This window comes from Bacillus sp. FSL P4-0290 (assembly GCF_037975435.1).
Classification (GTDB): Bacteria; Bacillota; Bacilli; order Bacillales; family Bacillaceae; genus Bacillus; species Bacillus subtilis.
On sequence record NZ_CP150253.1, the window covers coordinates 1,378,551 to 1,395,707 of the forward strand.

The 17,157-nt window shown below is 42.0% G+C and carries 17 protein-coding genes; 11 read left to right on the plus strand and 6 right to left on the minus strand.

Annotation, left to right across the window (positions count from 1 at the left end; all coding sequences use genetic code 11):
* Window positions 1-7 precede the first annotated feature (7 nt).
* Window positions 8-2,410, minus strand: coding sequence for a bifunctional diguanylate cyclase/phosphodiesterase (locus MKY10_RS07220; protein ID WP_048655227.1), 2,403 nt, complete (start codon window positions 2,408-2,410; stop codon window positions 8-10).
* 184 nt (window positions 2,411-2,594) lie between these two features.
* Here MKY10_RS07220 and MKY10_RS07225 point away from each other — a divergent pair, with 184 nt between their 5' ends.
* The 4 genes from MKY10_RS07225 (at window position 2,595) to rsgI (ending at window position 6,472) form a co-directional block, all read left to right on the plus strand.
* Window positions 2,595-3,260 carry a DedA family protein gene (locus MKY10_RS07225; protein ID WP_024572507.1) on the plus strand — a complete coding sequence of 222 codons (666 nt, stop codon included), beginning with the start codon at window positions 2,595-2,597 and terminating at the stop codon, window positions 3,258-3,260.
* A 76-nt stretch (window positions 3,261-3,336) separates the two neighbouring features.
* Window positions 3,337-4,311, plus strand: a complete 975-nt coding sequence (locus MKY10_RS07230; RefSeq protein ID WP_029317706.1) for a TerC family protein — start codon at window positions 3,337-3,339, stop codon at window positions 4,309-4,311.
* A 263-nt stretch (window positions 4,312-4,574) separates the two neighbouring features.
* Window positions 4,575-5,330 (plus strand): RNA polymerase sigma factor SigI, encoded by a 756-nt coding sequence (gene sigI / locus MKY10_RS07235; protein ID WP_003245855.1) that lies wholly within the window; start codon window positions 4,575-4,577, stop codon window positions 5,328-5,330.
* Entirely contained in the window at window positions 5,327-6,472 is a 1,146-nt protein-coding gene (gene rsgI, locus MKY10_RS07240) for an anti-sigma-I factor RsgI (RefSeq protein WP_015252225.1), read from the plus strand. The genes sigI and rsgI overlap by 4 nt, the downstream gene beginning before the upstream one ends.
* Before the next feature lie 10 nt (window positions 6,473-6,482).
* On the opposite strand, the gene sspD is transcribed toward rsgI, so the two are convergent.
* Both sspD and htpK read right to left on the minus strand, forming a co-directional pair.
* The gene (sspD, locus tag MKY10_RS07245) at window positions 6,483-6,677 is read right to left on the minus strand and encodes an acid-soluble spore protein SspD (protein WP_003218568.1); all 195 of its coding nucleotides are present in this window, start codon (window positions 6,675-6,677) and stop codon (window positions 6,483-6,485) included.
* A 130-nt stretch (window positions 6,678-6,807) separates the two neighbouring features.
* Window positions 6,808-7,509: a transcriptional regulator HtpK gene (gene htpK, locus MKY10_RS07250; protein ID WP_015252224.1), complete on the minus strand. Its 702-nt coding sequence runs from the start codon at window positions 7,507-7,509 to the stop codon at window positions 6,808-6,810.
* Between the two features lie 170 nt (window positions 7,510-7,679).
* On the opposite strand from htpK, the gene htpX reads away from it, so the two are divergent.
* From htpX to MKY10_RS07270, 4 genes are all read left to right on the plus strand, one after another.
* Window positions 7,680-8,576 carry a protease HtpX gene (gene htpX / locus MKY10_RS07255; RefSeq protein ID WP_003232513.1) on the plus strand — a complete coding sequence of 299 codons (897 nt, stop codon included), beginning with the start codon at window positions 7,680-7,682 and terminating at the stop codon, window positions 8,574-8,576.
* Between the two features lie 172 nt (window positions 8,577-8,748).
* A complete protein-coding gene (ktrD, locus tag MKY10_RS07260; RefSeq protein ID WP_003244672.1) occupies window positions 8,749-10,098 on the plus strand; it encodes a Ktr system potassium transporter KtrD in 1,350 nt (449 codons plus the stop codon).
* Window positions 10,099-10,242: 144 nt separating this feature from the next.
* Window positions 10,243-10,398 (plus strand): hypothetical protein, encoded by a 156-nt coding sequence (locus tag MKY10_RS07265; RefSeq protein WP_003232510.1) that lies wholly within the window; start codon window positions 10,243-10,245, stop codon window positions 10,396-10,398.
* A gap of 2 nt (window positions 10,399-10,400) precedes the next feature.
* A complete protein-coding gene (locus tag MKY10_RS07270) occupies window positions 10,401-10,583 on the plus strand; it encodes a hypothetical protein (protein WP_015715779.1) in 183 nt (60 codons plus the stop codon).
* Window positions 10,584-10,624: 41 nt separating this feature from the next.
* Here the strand turns inward: MKY10_RS07270 and MKY10_RS07275 are convergent, their stop codons facing one another.
* On the minus strand, window positions 10,625-11,647 hold the full coding sequence (locus MKY10_RS07275; RefSeq protein WP_339226347.1) for an acyltransferase family protein: 1,023 nt from the start codon (window positions 11,645-11,647) through the stop codon (window positions 10,625-10,627).
* A gap of 252 nt (window positions 11,648-11,899) precedes the next feature.
* Between MKY10_RS07275 and kinE the strand changes: the two genes are divergently transcribed.
* The 3 genes from kinE (at window position 11,900) to MKY10_RS07290 (ending at window position 14,825) form a co-directional block, all read left to right on the plus strand.
* On the plus strand, window positions 11,900-14,116 hold the full coding sequence (kinE, locus tag MKY10_RS07280) for a sporulation two-component system sensor histidine kinase KinE (RefSeq protein ID WP_003232504.1): 2,217 nt from the start codon (window positions 11,900-11,902) through the stop codon (window positions 14,114-14,116).
* Entirely contained in the window at window positions 14,113-14,610 is a 498-nt protein-coding gene (gene ogt / locus MKY10_RS07285; RefSeq protein WP_029726987.1) for a methylated-DNA--protein-cysteine methyltransferase, read from the plus strand. The genes kinE and ogt overlap by 4 nt, the downstream gene beginning before the upstream one ends.
* A gap of 89 nt (window positions 14,611-14,699) precedes the next feature.
* Window positions 14,700-14,825 carry a hypothetical protein gene (locus tag MKY10_RS07290; RefSeq protein WP_003232500.1) on the plus strand — a complete coding sequence of 42 codons (126 nt, stop codon included), beginning with the start codon at window positions 14,700-14,702 and terminating at the stop codon, window positions 14,823-14,825.
* A gap of 32 nt (window positions 14,826-14,857) precedes the next feature.
* Here the strand turns inward: MKY10_RS07290 and mtnA are convergent, their stop codons facing one another.
* Both mtnA and mtnK read right to left on the minus strand, forming a co-directional pair.
* The gene (gene mtnA / locus MKY10_RS07295) at window positions 14,858-15,919 is read right to left on the minus strand and encodes an S-methyl-5-thioribose-1-phosphate isomerase (RefSeq protein WP_029726988.1); all 1,062 of its coding nucleotides are present in this window, start codon (window positions 15,917-15,919) and stop codon (window positions 14,858-14,860) included.
* Window positions 15,920-15,926: 7 nt separating this feature from the next.
* A complete protein-coding gene (gene mtnK, locus MKY10_RS07300; protein ID WP_003244973.1) occupies window positions 15,927-17,120 on the minus strand; it encodes an S-methyl-5-thioribose kinase in 1,194 nt (397 codons plus the stop codon).
* Window positions 17,121-17,157 lie beyond the last annotated feature (37 nt).

Consider the following 17,157-nt stretch of genomic DNA (forward strand, 5'->3'; position numbering starts at 1 on the left):
GGCGCTGTTATTGCGACGGCTGTTCAATAATGAATTGTTCGAATTGTTCCGGAGGTATTGGCCTGCTGAAAAAGAAGCCCTGCAAATGGTCGCAGCCTTTTTCAAAAAGAAGCTGCTTTTGAGCTGCATTTTCCACACCTTCGGCAATCACCTGCAAAGACAGCTGATGCCCCATGGCAATAATAGCTCCGGTAATTTGCTCTGATTTAGGATGGGTCTGAATATCGTCAATAAATGATTTGTCAATCTTCAGCCTGTGAATCGGGAAGTCCTTCAAATAGCTAAGAGAGCTGTGACCAGTACCGAAATCGTCAATACTGATTCTGATTCCTAATTCTGTTAGGGATGACAAAACCTTTTTGGAGTGATCGAGATTGTCCATTGTCATGCTTTCCGTCACCTCCACTTCAAGAAGCTGCGGAGGAAGCTGGTATTTATTAAGCGTATCCTTGATGAGGGGAATCAGACCTTTAGATTGAAACTGTCTGGCGGAAATATTAATGGCGACAGAAAGATCATAGCCTTTGTCATGCCAAATCCTTGCCTGCTTGCATGCTTCATCTATAATCCACTTTCCGATATCAATAATAAGTCCCGTTTCTTCTGCAACACCGATGAATTCTCCGGGCGGACGCAGTTGCCCGTCTGGTGTCACAAGGCGTATCAGTGCTTCTGCTCCTGTCATTTTTTGTTTTTTCACACTGAATTGCGGCTGATAATGCAAGACAAATCTATCGTTTTCGATTGCTTCTCTGAGTACCATCTCTTGGTTAAGCTTAACGGTTTCTTTGTTGCCGATTGAAAAAGAATAGTATCTGTATTTGCTTTTGTTTCGTTCTTTAGCCGCATACATCGCCATATCAGCCTTTTTCATCAATTCAAGGCCATCCGTCCCGTCTTTTGGAGATATCGCAATCCCGATACTGACAGATGTGACAAGGGTGTGATCTTGAATTTTGAAAGGTTTTTTGAATTTTTGGATAATTTTTCTTGCTAAAACATCTGCTTCGCCTGTTCCTGTATTGGCGTCTGTTAATATAATAATAAATTCATCACCGCCAAGACGGGCGATAAATCCGTTATCAGGGACTACAGATGACAGGCGTTTAGCTGCAAACTGAAGCAATTGATCACCGACATTATGCCCTAATGCATCGTTAATCACTTTAAACCGGTTTAAGTCAAGAAAGAATACAACAGTGTTATAATGCAAGGAATGCTCGCGATTCAGCACCTTTGTTAGATGAGAGATGGCATGCCTTCTGTTAGGTAAGTCTGTAAGCGAATCATAATGAGCCATTCTATGGATTTCTTTTTCTGCTTTGTACTGCTTCGTCATGTCTTTACAAATGACATAAATGCTGTCTAGTTCCTGATTGACCTCAACAGGTATAAGCGTAATATTTAAGTGAAACTGGCCTTTTTCAGTGATAAGATCGCTATCGCTGTTCATCGCTTGTTTATCTTTTTTAACTTGCTCAAAAAGGCGCTTAACCTTCAGTGATGTGTAATTCCTCCAGTCATGCATGCTGAAGCCAAATTTGCTGATCATTTCCTCACCAGCGTGATTGGAAGATATTATGTCTCCTTCTAATGATAAAATAAAAATTGCATCAATATTGTGGACGATTAAAGACTGAAATCGCTGTTCGTTATCCTTTATGCGTTCGCTCTGTTTAATAAACTTTCGATCTGCATGGGAACTGAATAACAATAACGTTTGGATACAAAAAATAATTAAAGTAACAAAAATTGACCAATGAAACGTTTGCACCTCCATATGGCTTCCGGGCGGAGCCATGTCCTTATGGAAAGTTGCCGCAAGCATCCCTGTGTAGTGCATGCCCGAAATCCCAATGCCCATTACAATTGAACTGACGACTTTATAGAATATAAGATGCTCAGAATGTTTTTTTACGGCCAAGTCAAAGAATATTTTTAACGAGACGAAAGAGGCTGCAATCGCAATGATAATTGAAACTGTAAATAAAATCGGTTCGTAAATAATCATTACCCGGGAAATGGCAGACATTCCGATATAGTGCATAGAAGCAATAGATGCGCCAAGCACAACTGATCCGGTAAGCAGTCTGTAATATGTAAGAATGTGCCGGCTGACAAAATATAATGACACAAATGATCCCGAAACAGATGCGCCAATGGCTGCCATTAAAGGCATGAATTCATATTCCATCGGCATTTCCATATGGACGGCCATCATCCCTACAAAATGCATTGACCAAATACCGAATCCCATAATAAGTGAGCCGCCGATCAGCCAAATTTTACTTTTTAAGCCTGTATTGATGGTGACTTTCCTTGAAAGTTCAAGGGAAATATACGAGGCGGTACAGGCAATTAGAATAGATAAACATATGAGCGTCGTATTATACGTAACGTGTATTTCCAAATGGAGATTCCCCCCCCCCGTATCGTGTGTTCCAGTCTTGTTGACTCTCTTTATTATCGGCTGCTTAACCGCAGAGTTTCAGCCTTCAAAACGATAGAAATACGAGGGAGATCTATTTTTAGTTCAACTGACCGTGAAAAATGTGTTAAAATCATCTTGACGTTTTCCGAAAAAACAAAAATGTATGATACATAAACATGAAACAAGGGAGTTGGTGGCTATCGAAGAGCTGGTTATGTCATGGATAGAAGCATTTAAAAGCTTATCTTATTTTGGAATATTTCTAGCGCTCAGCATTGAGTTTATTCCGGCCGAAGTCGTCTTGCCGCTTGCGGGCTATTGGGTATCTAAAGGCGATATGACACTTGCCGGCGTTGTTTTGGCAGGATCGCTTGGAGGAGTGGCCGGTCCGCTTACGCTGTATTGGATAGGCCGGTACGGAGGAAGGCCGTTTCTTGAACGTTTTGGGAAGTATCTCTTTATTAAACCTGAAGCGCTTGATAAGTCAGATAATTTTTTCAAAAAACATGGGGGCTTTGTCGCCTTCAGCGGCCGTTTCTTGCCTGGCATCAGGACATTGATTTCCATACCGTGCGGAATTGCAAAAATGAATGTTTGGGTGTTTTCGCTTTATACATTCATTGCTATGCTTCCGATTACATTTGTATATGTTTATCTCGGTGTGAAGCTCGGTGAAAATTGGAAGGAAGTCGGCTCTATTCTTGATCAATATATGCTTCCGATCGGGATAGCGATTTTGGCGCTGTTCCTGCTCTACTTACTGATGAAAAAGAGGAAGAAACGCACGCATTCCGAACAATTATCTGTATTTTTAAAAAATAAGCGTTGACAAATCATTGCGCTGCGCATATCATTGACGTATAAAATCATATTTCTTGAAATCCCAAAGGGGAGTAGCGTCCGGAATGTCTTCCGGAAACAAAGTCGTCATTTCATGGATTGTATCCATCGGCTTTGTTGGCATGCCTGAATTCATGTCTAGCAAGACCTTTGCCTTATGTCGGCAAAGGTCTTTTTTGCATGGTCCGGCCGGCATAAGATCGGATGAAGAGAAAGAAAACAACTTTTTTGGGAGGGTATCATTTATGGATGCAGCATTATTATTAGAGTATGGTTGGGTTCTTCTCGTCTTGATCGGGCTGGAAGGGATTTTAGCCGCCGATAACGCGCTGGTTATGGCGGTAATGGTAAAACATTTGCCGGAGGAAAAAAGAAAAAAAGCGTTATTTTATGGATTGGCAGGGGCTTTTGTTCTGCGATTTGGCTCTTTATTCGCCATTTCATTTTTGGTCAACGTATGGCAGGTTCAAGCGATTGGCGCGATTTATTTGCTGTATATCTCAGCAAGCCACTTATTGAAAAGATATGTATTTAAGAAAGAAGACACACATAAAGAGACGAACCAAAGCGGTTTTTGGCCGACTGTTTTAAAAGTTGAACTGGCAGATATCGCGTTTGCTGTTGATTCCATCTTAGCAGCAGTAGCGCTGGCGGTTACACTTCCTGGGACATCACTCCCGAAGATCGGCGGACTTGACGGAGGACAATTTCTCGTCATTTTGGCCGGCGGTATCATCGGACTGGTGATCATGCGGTTTGCGGCTTCCATGTTTGTGAAGTTATTAAAGGAACGTCCAAGCCTAGAAACAGCAGCCTTTGTGATTGTCGGCTGGGTCGGAGTGAAGCTTGCTTTATATACGCTTGCCCATCGCGACATAGCGGTTGTTTCTGAGCACTTTATTCATTCTGGAACATGGAAGCTGATATTCTGGGGTGTCTTAGCAGCAATCGCGGTTTGCGGCTGGTTTATGTCAGGTGGGAAAAAACAGCCGGAGGGCGCACAAAACGAACAAAAAAACAGCACCCGTGAACGGGCGTAATCTGAAAGACTCTGCTTAAAAGCAGAGTCTTTTTGTGTTTGAAGCGTTTTCATAAGCGAAATAAAATAACATTTTTATAACATCTTTGTTACAAAAAACACGCATAAAACCCCCTTAATTCTTTAGAAAGGCACGAAATCATGTATAGGACGTCAGAATGGTTTGTCATAATTGAGACATTGGAAATCAATATTTCTTTTTCTCCTTTGCGAATCCCTATTAAATTAGCTATCATTAATGAGTAGTTATAGGGAGGAACTGAGGTGAAACCAGTGCTTAGCCTTTTGTTTAAATTGGGAAAAAAGAAGCAAACACTTGAAAAAGCTGTTGAGAGTATACAAAAAGGCAATAAAGATCTGCAAAATGAATTAATACAGCAATATAAGCCATTTATCGCAAAGACGGTTTCATCCGTTTGTAAACGATATATAGATGAAAAAGACGATGAGTTCAGTATTGGACTGATCGCGTTTAATGAAGCTATAGAAAAATATTCACCTGAAAAAGGAAATTCTCTGCTCGCATTTGCTGAGCTTATTATAAAAAGAAAAGTCATTGATTACATTAGAAAAGAAGCCAGAAGCGCACAAAATATAAATATCGATTTACAGGAAGGAGACGATCAGGAGTCATCACAAAGCCTGATTGAAGCCGAGCTTTCCATTGATGAATACCGTCGTCAGATTGAACAGGAGCAGAGGCGGGAGGAAATCCTCTATTTTCAAAAGCAGCTCAAGGATTATGGTTTATCGTTTAAAGAACTGCTTGAAAATTCTCCAAAGCACACGGATGCAAGGCAAAACGCCATAAAGGTGGCAATGACGCTTGTTGAACATGAAGAATTGGCCGCTATCCTGTATACAAAGAAGCAGCTTCCAGTCAAACAGCTTGAACAGCTTGTCTCTGTGAGCCGAAAAACGATTGAGAGAAACAGAAAATATATTATTGCGATGTGTATTATCATTACGGGTGATTATATTTATTTAAAAGATTATCTTAAAGGGGTGCTGCACTCATGAGAAGAGGGATTATAGTAGAGAAAAATAAAAAATTCGTCACGTTGCTGACCCCTGACGGACAATTTTTAAAAGCCAAAAATGATCGACACAGCTATGAAATCGGAGAAGAAATCATGCTTCCGAGTGAAACACGCATGGGCAGAAGGGCCAGCTTTTTTGATTTTTTTAAACTGCGCCCTTTCAAAATGGGGATTTTTACGATGACTGCTATTATGCTCTTTATTTTTATAGTTCTCCCCGTTTTTTCTAATAATAAGGCCTATGCGTATATGACAATTGATATCAATCCAAGCGTCGAAATGGCGTTAAACAGCGATTATGAAGTGATTGAACTGACGCCTCTAAACGATGAGGGACAGAAAGTCGTGAATGATATAGATGATTGGGAGAAGACTGATTTTAAAAAGGTGATTGACGATATTATAACCGACTGCAGTGAACACGGGTATGTAAAGAAATCGAAAGAAATATTGATTTCCACTGTTTATGAAAACACAGAAGACAATACATATAAAAAGGCTGTGAAAAAACAGCTGAATGATGTGACTGAAAAATATAAAACGACATACCGCATGGAATCTCTCGAGTCAGATATGCAAACGAGGGAAAAAGCGAAGAAAGAAGGCGTCTCAACAGGCAGCTACATCAAATCAAATGAAAAGAATGACAATAAAGATTTAAAAGATGACTCCAGCAAACCATCCGGGGAAGAGGATCAAAAGAGTGATGAAAATGAGGATGAAAACACCGATCAAACTGACACCCAGGACAGCAAGCAAGGAGATAATGAACAGCTGAATGATGCGGATTCCGGAGACCAGAAAGAAGAGAAAGCGGATGACCAGATTGATGATAGTGACCAAGATAAAAAAATAAAGGAATCAGATGAAAATACAAATACCGAAAAAGATGGGGACCATGAGCAAACCCCAATACAAGATCCTCAAGATAAAGGAAATGAAAATAACGGCGCTGACAAGGGTCAAAGCCAATATCACAGGGACTGGAACAATGGTGAACAAGGCAAGAACCGTTCTTCGTCCAGAAGGGATAACGCTTCAGACCGACGTAATCCAAACGGCTACAGCAGTGATAATCATTCAGCTCAAAATGAAGATTCGCCGAGTGCCCCCGGCGAATAAAGACCTGAATTTATTTAGTTGTGCCATTTAATTGTGATTGTGCTTGCTGTACCAGCCGCTTTGTCATTTCTCCGCCTACAGAGCCGTTAGCGCGTGCGACTGTATCAGAACCAAGGTTCACACCGAATTCTTGAGCCACTTCGAGTTTAAATTGGTCTAGTGCCTGCTCCACCCCTGGAACAACGAGTTTATTTCTGCTCGCCATCTTTTTCATCTCCTTTTTCGATAAAGAAATTCTTAACGCGTATTTAGTTTGAAATATACGGGGTTTATTTATGCTGGCAATTGTTGTGGAGAAAAATAAAACCCCGGCCTCTAAGCCGAGGTGACGCAGACTATAGAATGTCTGCTGTCATTTTATGTGCGGTTGCCTGAATATGGAACGTCAAAATGGAGAGGACTGTAATGGCGATAATTTGTCTGATTTTAAGCCATTGGCTGTCATTCAGTTCTTCAAAACGGTGACGGAGACGCTCTGTCTCCTGTTCGGCGATCTCCTGCAGATTTGATTCTTTCATAGAAGGAGTATCTTGGTGATGGATGGCATCAAGCACATATGCGCAGCTTTCATAATAAGCAATCGGGCTGATGACATCATCAGATCTGTCTGAGATTGTGTTAAAGGCCACTTTTAAAATAGCCCGTATGTGTTCAAAGTCATAAATGGATTTTAAATCACGTACAATTAAAAGAATAACTGCCTGTTCAACTGAGTATTTTTTGCCCAGCTCAGGGTGTCCGATCAGATCTTTGATATCACGCTTTACCCAGTTTTGAATTGCGGTTGACTTTAACGAAGTCAGCTCGCATAAGTTGCCAAGCTCTACGATTTCATTTGTAGACAGTCCGTATTCTTTTTTCTGTTTTTTTCGTTCATATCTTGTAAGAAATTCAGGAATTTCTAGATGATTGGCTGCTTTTTCTGCTGACATGTTCGCTGATTGGACGAGAATGTCGAGCGGGCTATGTTCTCCTTGTCCTTTTAGGGAATAGAGCAGCCGCACCATATCGGTTCGAGAGAGTTTAAAAATGTTCATTGTTCACCTCTTTAAACAATTTGACGCGGATATAGGTCTATGTATATATTCAAAGTTCAAGCGTCAGCAAATTACATTAACATCATACGTCGAATTCCTTGCATTTTCAAATGGATGTTTTATAATTTAAATATACGGGTTCTTTTGAACTTAAAATAACGGAGGTTGTTATGGCGAAAAGAATTTTTCTGTTTATTCTAACGAATATTTTGGTGCTTACAACAATCGGGATCGTTTTGTCTGTTTTAAGCTCTGTTACAGGAGTCGGGACGTACTTTACAGCTGATGGCGGTATCGATCCAATGGCGCTTCTTGTGTTCAGTTTAGTCGTTGGATTTGTCGGTTCCTTTACGTCTCTTGCGATGTCCAGATGGATGGCAAAGACGATGATGGGCGTCAGAGTGCTGAATCCGAAAAAACACTCGCTCAGCTATGAGGAACAGCAATTGGTTGATCGTGTTCACAGATTAAGCCGCTCTGCCGGTTTAACGAAAATGCCGGAAGTCGGGATTTACCGTTCACCTGAAGTAAACGCGTTTGCGACTGGACCGTCAAAACGCCGTTCACTTGTCGCAGTATCGTCAGGGCTGCTGGAGCAGATGGATGACGCAGCGGTTGAAGGTGTGCTTGCCCACGAGGTCGCGCATATCACAAATGGTGATATGGTAACAATGACGCTTTTACAAGGTATCGTTAATACCTTTGTCGTCTTTTTATCGCGTATTGCCGCTTGGATTGCAAGCCGTTTTGTCAAAGAAGATCTAGCGCCGATCGTTCATTTTATTGCAATGATTATTTTTCAGATTGTCTTTTCGATACTTGGCAGCCTGGTTGTGTTTGCGTATTCACGCCATCGTGAATTCCATGCTGACAGGGGAGGAGCGGATCTTGCCGGCAAGGACAAGATGATTCATGCGCTGCGGACGCTTAAAAGTTATTCTTCCCGGATTATGGAAGACGATCAGACAGCTGTCCAAACGTTAAAGATTAATGGCAAGAAGCGCTCTTCGCTTTTCTCTACTCACCCTGATTTAGATGAGCGAATCAGGCGGCTGGAAGCTAAATAATACAAACACATTGTTCCTCTGAGAGAATTCTCAGAGGTTTTTTATTTTATCCATTGACTAAAATCATAAAAAATAAGCAAGTTAAGAAAATGTTTCGTAAAAGCCTTTAAAAATGGACCTAATATCTTTAGAATAATTACCGTACTTAAAAAGAGAGGCAGAAGGATTTTACATGAGATTAAAGTTTGGAAAATTGATACAGGCCTTGTCACCGGCCCAGCTGATCGCATTATATTATTTTCTTGCAGTTACTGTGGCCGTTATATTGCTGAGTTTGCCGGCGGCCCATAAACCGGGGGCGGATTGGACGTTTATTGATGCGCTTTTTACAGCTGTCAGTTCAGTCAGCGTAACGGGGCTGACGGTAGTTGATACAGCTGATACATTCAGCACAATAGGGATTTTTATATTAGCATTTGTTCTGCAATTTGGCGGAATCGGAATTATGACGCTCGGAACATTCATTTGGCTGATCATGGGAAAACGTATCGGGCTGAAAGAACGGAAGCTGATTATGGTTGATCAAAACCAATCCCAGTTTTCAGGAATTGTCAATCTGATGAAGCAGGTACTGTTTCTGATCTTGTGGATTGAATTTTTTGGCGGGCTGATTCTCGGCACATATTTCTTAACCTACTATGACTCCTATCAGGAAGCTTATTTACACGGATTTTTTGCCAGTATCAGTGCAACGACAAACGGCGGATTTGATATTACCGGTAATTCGATGATTCCATTTCGCCACGATTACTTTGTGCAGTTTATTACAATGCTTTTAATTATATTTGGAGCGATTGGATTTCCCGTGCTTGTTGAAGTAAAGGATTTCCTGTTTTCAAAGCATCGGCGTTATCCATTTACGCTTTTTACAAAGATCACGACGATTACGTTCGGCTCACTTGTCTTGTTTGGAGCCATTGGCATCTTTGCCCTGGAAGCAAACCATGCGTTCGCAGGAAAATCATGGCATGATATTTTGTTTTTGTCCCTGTTTCAATCAACGGCAACCCGAAGCGGGGGACTGGCAACAATCGATATCAGCCAATTATCAGATTCCACACTCTTTTTTATTTGTGCGCTGATGTTTATCGGAGCGTCGCCAAGCTCAGTCGGGGGAGGCATACGGACAACGACTTTTGCTTTGAACCTTCTTGCGCTGTTTCATTTTGCCCGCGGCAATAAGGCCGTAAAGGTATTCAAACGGGAGCTTCACCCTGCTGACTTGATGAAGTCGCTTGTTGTCACGATGATGGCGATCCTGCTCGTTTTTGGCGCGACACTCATTCTGACCATTACAGAAAAACATTCCCTGCTGGAGCTTTTGTTTGAAGTGTGCTCGGCATTCGGTACAACCGGCCTGTCGCTTGGAATTACGGCAGATTTGAGCAGTGTTGGAAAATGCGTCATTATGATTGTCATGTTTATCGGGCGAATCGGCATCCTAACCTTCCTGTATCTGATCGGAAGAAAGGAAATTGAAGCGAACTATCACTATCCGAAAGAAAGAGTGATTATCGGATAGGCAAAACACCGCATACTTTGCGGTGTTTTTTGATTGCCAAAAAAAAGATGTGTGCCTCCTGTTCAGTTGGAGAACCTAACTTCGACAGGTGCAATTTACGCTCCTGCATCTTAAAATGTCTGAAAACTGGCGAGGAGGATTCGTATGAAGCGTAAAGCTGAAGTGAATGAAGCCATTAAAAATAACAATACACCTACCGAGAGCATGGACCCCAATTCATATAAGACACAATATCATGACGACCCCAATTTTAGAGGGGCAAACCGCAATTCCAAACAGGGCCAGCAGGGAGGCATGTAGTTGTGAAGAAAAACCGTCATAGCAGAGACATGCAAAATCATAAAAAGCCTATGAATAAAAAGGTGCTGGAGGAAGAGTTCTCAAGTGAACTTGGGGATTACAATGCCGGGAAGATCATCGAAACGCTGGAAGTCACCAAGCCTGAAAAGAAAAAAGAAAAAAACAAAAATAAAAAACAAAAATAAAAAAGACCTCTTAGGCGGCGTCCGCTTAAGAGGTGCTTTTTCTATTTTAAATAAGCATTTTTGCCCGTTCCTCTGACAAATTGCAATAAGCTGGTCATCCTCAGCTCAATGAAGGGCTGAGCGACTGTCTTAACAAAGTTGCTGGAGAGGACTGATGTCAGGGCTGCTGTTAAAAGCAAGAGGATCACTAAGCTTTGATAGTCAGTAAGCCAATCCTCAAGCCCGACCTGTCGTAATGTCTTAATAATAAACCCGTGAAGCAGATACACGTAAAATGTCCGGGTTCCCCATTTGGTAAAGAAATACCGTTTTTGCGGAACAAGCGCTAAAAAGCTGAAGGTTGCCCCAAAGGCGAGTACATACCAGCTGATTCGGGATAGTCCGCTTACCAGGGTAACGTCTCCAAATGAAGAATACGGTTTTGAACCAAACAGAAAAGAATAGTCAAAATCGATGCCCCAGCAGATGACGAATACTGCGGCAAGCACTCCGAGCGCAATTTGTTTGCCGCGTTTTGATCTCAATAAATCAAAATGATGTTTATTTAAATAAAAACCGACAAGGAACATCGGTAAGAATACGAATGTCCGTGACAAGCTCAGCGTGCTGCTGACAAAGTCCAGATAACCGATCAGCACGGCGATTCCGCAGCTGACAAACAGCGCCCACTGCTTTGAAAGCTTTGAAAAAGGATATAGGAGCAGGTTCCAAAAGAATAAGCTTACAAGAAACCATAACGACCATTGCGGATCAATCGGGTTCACATTTGCCATGCTTTCATCTTGCATAATGTAATAAAAGACGGAATAAATGATTTGGAAAATCAAATACGGAATAATCAGCTTGACCGCCAGCTTTTTTACATATCCCGCCCGTTTAAAGCCTTTCGCGAAATAACCGGATACAAGAATAAATGCAGGCATATGGAATGTGTAAATGAACTTGTAGAGGTAGAGCATAAAATGATTATCATTAATAAAGGAACGAAGGATATGACCGAATACAACAAGGAATATCAATAAAAATTTTGCGTTATCGAAATAACTGTCCCGCGATTTACTCATAGCATCACCTTCTCTTTCATCAGTCACTAAGAGATTATTCCCTGCTGGTACATATTTTAAAATAAAAGATGAAAAAGGAATCTAAAAAAATGCTGATTGTTAGGTCGATGTAAAGTGATGGTAAGGATCGTAGAAAATGTCTTCGTAATGTAATGGCGCTGAAATTTTCTGAAATTTATAGGGCAAATGAAGGAAGTTCCCGCATTTTGTAGAAATATTGAGGGATAGGTTTTGAAGAAGGAGTGTACATGCATGGAAACTCTTGGTGTCCAGACAAACTCGGAGCTGCGAGAGGAACTGAATCGCCTCAAAGAAGAAAACGCGCGACTGAAAAAGGAATTGAATCAGCATCAAGTGATTGTCAACAATACGCTCGATGCTATTTTTATTTGTGATAACGAAATGCGGATTGTTCAGGCAAATGAAGCAACAGAAAGGATGCTTCAAGTTGACTCGGAGGATTTGAAAAAGCGTTCTGTTTTGGATTTTTTGTTTTCAATCCCAAAGGATGAACTGAATCTTTCCGTAAAGAAGTTTTTTAAAAAAGGCTTTCTGTGGAAGGAGGTTCCGATCAGGCTTGATTGCGGGGCAACAAAATACATAGAGTTTCTGGCCAAAAGAGGCATTGGTGAGGATTTCTTTTTTGTTGTCATGAGGGACATATCTTCTAAGAAGATTCTGGAGCGGGAATTCTCTATGAATGAACAGCTTTTTAAGGACTTGTTTGACAGAGCAGTTGACGGAATCGTCCTGTTTGATAAAGATGGCGGTTTTATTGATGCCAATTTGTCCTTTTGTAAAAGCTTTGAAATCAATCATAATGAGCTGTCTCATTTATCTTTGTATGAGTTCATAGACAGCGGCTCACGAAAAGATTTCGACAATATCTGGAAGGCGCTCAACCGCAAGGGAAAAGCGAAGGGGGAGCTGCCTGTCAAGCTTCGTTCAGGAGTTCAAAAACTATTTGAATTCACGATTACATCAAACATCATCAGCGGTTTTTATATGTCCATTATGAGGGATATCACAGAGAAGCGGTCTATGGAGCTGCAGCTCTTTAAAAGTGAGGAGCGCTTCAGAGAAATCTTTGAAAATGCAATGGACGCCATCATCATCTGGTCGAATGACGGAAGAATCGTAAAAGCGAATCAATCAGCCTGTAAAATTTTTGAGCTGCCGATGAATTTGCTGTTGAAAAGAAAGCTGTGTGATTTTCTCGTTGACTCGCAGCAGAAATACAGCATAACGAAGAGGAAATACGCAAAATACGGAGAGATCAGAGAAGAGCTGCTGTTTCAAATGGGGAACGGCCAATTCAAAGAGCTTGAATTTACTTCAAAACGGACAATCCTTGAAAATCAGCATTTGACGATCTTAAGAAATGTAAGCGACAGAAAGCGGATGGAAAAGGAGCTTCGGGAAAGCGAGCTGAAATTCAGAAAAGTGTTCAACGGCTCAATGGACGGCAATGTATTGTTCGACAATCAATACAGGATCATTGACGCCAACCCGTTAGCAAGCCATATTTTGGGACTGTCACATGAAGAGATAAAACAGCACAGCTTGTTAGATATTATTTCTGCTTATGAAATAGAAAATCTGGCATCACCGGCAAGGCAGATTAATTTTGATGAAATGGACAACGAAATTCCATTTTTGCTGAGCAGCGGTGATAACAGAAAACTCGAATTCTCATTTAAACGGAATATTATTCAAAATATGAACTTGGCTATCTTTAAAGACGTAACAGAGCGAAAAGAATTGGAGGAACGCCTGCGCAAATCAGATACCCTTCATGTTGTCGGCGAACTCGCAGCCGGCATTGCTCATGAAATCAGAAATCCGATGACTGCTCTTAAAGGCTTCATTCAGCTTCTGAAAGGGAGTGTCGAGGGAGACTACGCCCTTTACTTCAACGTGATCACCTCAGAACTAAAGCGCATCGAATCCATCATCACCGAATTCTTGATTTTAGCTAAGCCCCAAGCCATTATGTATGAGGAAAAACATGTTACCCAAATTATGAGGGACACGATAGACCTTCTAAATGCGCAAGCCAATCTCAGCAATGTACAAATGCAACTTGATTTAATTGACGACATTCCCCCGATTTACTGTGAACCGAATCAGCTGAAACAGGTTTTTATCAATATATTAAAAAACGCCATCGAAGTGATGCCTGACGGCGGAAATATTTTTGTAACGATAAAGGCATTGGATCAAGATCATGTTCTAATCTCCTTAAAAGACGAGGGAATCGGAATGACAGAAGATAAATTAAAGCGACTTGGTGAACCGTTTTATACGACAAAGGAACGGGGAACTGGACTTGGGCTTATGGTAAGCTATAAAATTATTGAAGAACATCAAGGCGAAATTATGGTAGAAAGTGAAGAAGGGAAGGGCACCGTTTTCCATATTACGCTTCCTGTCAGACAGAATGCTGAAGAAAGAAGGAATGATGAATGAACTACTATACGACAGCCGAAACGCCGCTCGGTGAACTTATCATTGCCGAAGAGGATGACCGGATCACTCGTCTATTTCTCAGTCAGGAAGATTGGGTGGATTGGAAAGAAACGGTTCAGAATACTGAGCACAAGGAAACATCTAATCTTGCAGAAGCGAAACAACAGCTTCAAGAATATTTCGCAGGCGAAAGGAAGACATTCTCCCTGCCGCTCAGCCAAAAGGGCACTCCTTTTCAGCAAAAAGTGTGGAAGGCGCTGGAGAGGATTCCATATGGTGAATCCCGAAGCTATGCAGATATTGCCGCTGCGGTCGGCAGTCCGAAAGCGGTGCGCGCTGTCGGACAGGCTAATAAACGGAACGACCTGCCGATTTTTGTCCCGTGCCACAGAGTGATCGGCAAAAACAGTGCGTTAACAGGATACGCCGGAAGCAAAACGGAGATCAAAGCATTTTTGCTAAACATCGAGCGAATCTCCTATAAAGAAAAATAAAACATATGGCACGTTCCCTTTTTTCACGGCCGACATATCATTTTATTAAGTTAAAAAAGTTGGTCTGATGAAAAAGGAGGACAAAGCAATTGAAGCCGAGCCGCTCTGAGAAACTTGCCGTTTTTGCCGAACTGTTTGTGAAACTGCATATCTTATCAAGCGCTCAAAAAGATGAAATCATCAATGTTAACAAAAAGAAACAAAAAAACCGCTGACTCGGCCCAAATGAGCAAAGTCCAGCGGTTTTTTAATGCACCTTTTCTCCTTTAAACAGCTGTTCAATCTCTTCTTCATAGTTTCCGGTCATAATCCCTTTTTCTGTGATGATTCCTGAAATGAGATCATGAGGTGTAATGTCGAAAGCGGGATTAAAGACAGGCACATTGGATGGAGCGGTCCGAACTCCGGAAATCTGCCTGACTTCCTCGGGATCCCGTTCCTCTATCGGGATATCAGCGCCGCATTTGACCTTTGTATCAAATGTAGATAAAGGTGCGGCGACAAAAAACGGAATATCAAAGGCGTTTGCTAAAATAGCAAGACCGTATGTGCCGATTTTATTTGCCGTATCACCGTTCTTTGCAATTCGGTCGGCTCCGACGATAACAGCGGAAATTTGTTTTTCCTTCATCGTATGGGCGGCCATGCTGTCTGTGATCAGAGTGACATCAATGCCCCCCTGCATCAGCTCCCAAGCAGTAAGGCGTGAACCTTGCAGGACAGGCCTTGTTTCACAGGCATAAATGTGCAATCCCAAATCTTTTTGTTTGGCCAAGTAAAACGGAGCTAGCGCCGTTCCATAGCGGCTTGTCGCGATTGAGCCGGCATTGCAGATTGTCATGATCCTGTCGCCTTTTTTGAAAAGCTGCAGGGCGTTTTGGCCGATCAACCGGCACGTTTCCTCATCCTCGACCTGAATCTGAATGGCTTCATGGACAAGGTTTGTTTTTGCTTCATTTACGGAAATCGCGTTTTCGACCGAATGACTCAGTCTCTCAAGCGCCCATGACAAATTAATGGCGGTAGGCCGTGAGCTGTTTAAATATTGTTTGATGTCTTCCAGTCTGCGGCGGAATTCCGTGACATTATCTGTTTCAATGTTTTTGGCAGCAAGCGCCAGTCCGAAGGCAGCCGTAATGCCGATCGCCGGAGCGCCCCTTACTTTGAGCGTGACAATCGCATCAAATACATCCTCTTTCGTCGTCAGCTCCAAATATTCCGTCTCATCAGGAAGCTTTTGCTGATTTAAAATGGTAATAGCTGTTTCTTTCCATTCAACAGAACGTGGAACAGCAAATGAATGGGTCATGAATGGATCATTCCTTTACAAGTAACTTAAATAATTCAATAACATCTGTTATCGTTTTGAATTCCGAACGTTTTTCGATAAAGGCTGTGCCGGTTTCGAGCGCCAGGCGTTTTCTGCCGATTCGTTTATCAAACGGCACGATCGTATCCAGGTCAGCTACATGGGCAAGGCCGATCGTGCGTCGTATCAGCTCACAGCCCGCAAATCCGATTGCTTCTTCAAAAATATGGCTGAGCGTATCAGTGAGGTAACCGTCGATGTTTGCGTAAACATCCAGACTGTCCTTCTGCCAGGCTTCACTAAACGTCTCTTCAAACGTTTCCCAGACCTGGTTGACATGTTCATATAACGGCTCTCTGTCAGCCCCGTCACGGCTGAGTGCGTTCAAAAATAAGTTGGCGATAAATTGCCCTACATCAAAGCCGATCGGTCCGTAAAAAGCAAACTCAGGATCAATCACCTTTGTTTCGTGCTCACTTGCGAAAATGCTTCCTGTATGCAAATCACCATGAATCAACGTTTCTGCAGACGTTAAAAATGACTTTTTCAGCTTAGCGGCTTCGATTTTAACGCTGTCATTATTCCAAAGCTTTTCGACAAAAGGACGAAGCTCTTCTTCAAAATCATTTGTGTCATGGTCGAAGAAAGGATCTGTAAAAACAAGTCTTTCCGTAATGTCGCATAGCTCTGGATTTGTAAACTGTTTAACAAGCTGTTTTTTCACCTTAGGTTCAAGCGCGTAATCTGATGAGTAGAAAAGTGTTTTTCCTAAAAATTCACCGATGTGCTGCGACAGATGAGGATAGTTTTCACCCTCAATGAGTCCTTTTCTTGCGATCTTGAGGTGAGAGAGATCCTCCATGACGGTAACGGCCATTTCCGTATCAGAATAAAACACTCTTGGAACCAGGTGAGGCACATGCTCGCCCTGACGGATGAGAGCGCTGCTTTCGATTCTTGCACGGTCGATTGTCAGCGGCCAGCTTTCTCCCACCACTTTTGCATACGGAACCGCCTGTTTAATGATCAATGCTCTGTCATGTTCTTGATCATAAATATGAAAAACGTAATTTAAGTTGCCGTCTCCGATCTCCTGGCATGTCAGCGTGCTTTTGCTTGGAAAAAGGCCAAGCTTCACCGCCAACGCCACAGCGGAGCTTTCATTTAACGTTTCGTATAAAGGTGTTTTTGTGACTCCCATCATCATAACCTCCAATTATGTAATCACTTAATATGTA

Bases quoted from the DNA above. Each gene is read 5' to 3' on its own strand.
- MKY10_RS07265 (WP_003232510.1), top strand. From the start codon at position 10,243: ATGAAGCGTAAAGCTGAAGTGAATGAAGCCATTAAAAATAACAATACA.
- rsgI (WP_015252225.1), top strand. From the start codon at position 5,327: ATGAGAAGAGGGATTATAGTAGAGAAAAATAAAAAATTCGTCACGTTG.
- MKY10_RS07230 (WP_029317706.1), top strand. From the start codon at position 3,337: ATGTCTTCCGGAAACAAAGTCGTCATTTCATGGATTGTATCCATCGGC.
- MKY10_RS07225 (WP_024572507.1), top strand. From the start codon at position 2,595: ATGATACATAAACATGAAACAAGGGAGTTGGTGGCTATCGAAGAGCTG.
- MKY10_RS07275 (WP_339226347.1), bottom strand. From the start codon at position 11,647: ATGAGTAAATCGCGGGACAGTTATTTCGATAACGCAAAATTTTTATTG.
- ktrD (WP_003244672.1), top strand. From the start codon at position 8,749: ATGAGATTAAAGTTTGGAAAATTGATACAGGCCTTGTCACCGGCCCAG.
- htpX (WP_003232513.1), top strand. From the start codon at position 7,680: ATGGCGAAAAGAATTTTTCTGTTTATTCTAACGAATATTTTGGTGCTT.
- htpK (WP_015252224.1), bottom strand. From the start codon at position 7,509: ATGAACATTTTTAAACTCTCTCGAACCGATATGGTGCGGCTGCTCTAT.
- kinE (WP_003232504.1), top strand. From the start codon at position 11,900: ATGGAAACTCTTGGTGTCCAGACAAACTCGGAGCTGCGAGAGGAACTG.
- sspD (WP_003218568.1), bottom strand. From the start codon at position 6,677: ATGGCGAGCAGAAATAAACTCGTTGTTCCAGGGGTGGAGCAGGCACTA.
- mtnK (WP_003244973.1), bottom strand. From the start codon at position 17,120: ATGGGAGTCACAAAAACACCTTTATACGAAACGTTAAATGAAAGCTCC.
- ogt (WP_029726987.1), top strand. From the start codon at position 14,113: ATGAACTACTATACGACAGCCGAAACGCCGCTCGGTGAACTTATCATT.
- mtnA (WP_029726988.1), bottom strand. From the start codon at position 15,919: ATGACCCATTCATTTGCTGTTCCACGTTCTGTTGAATGGAAAGAAACA.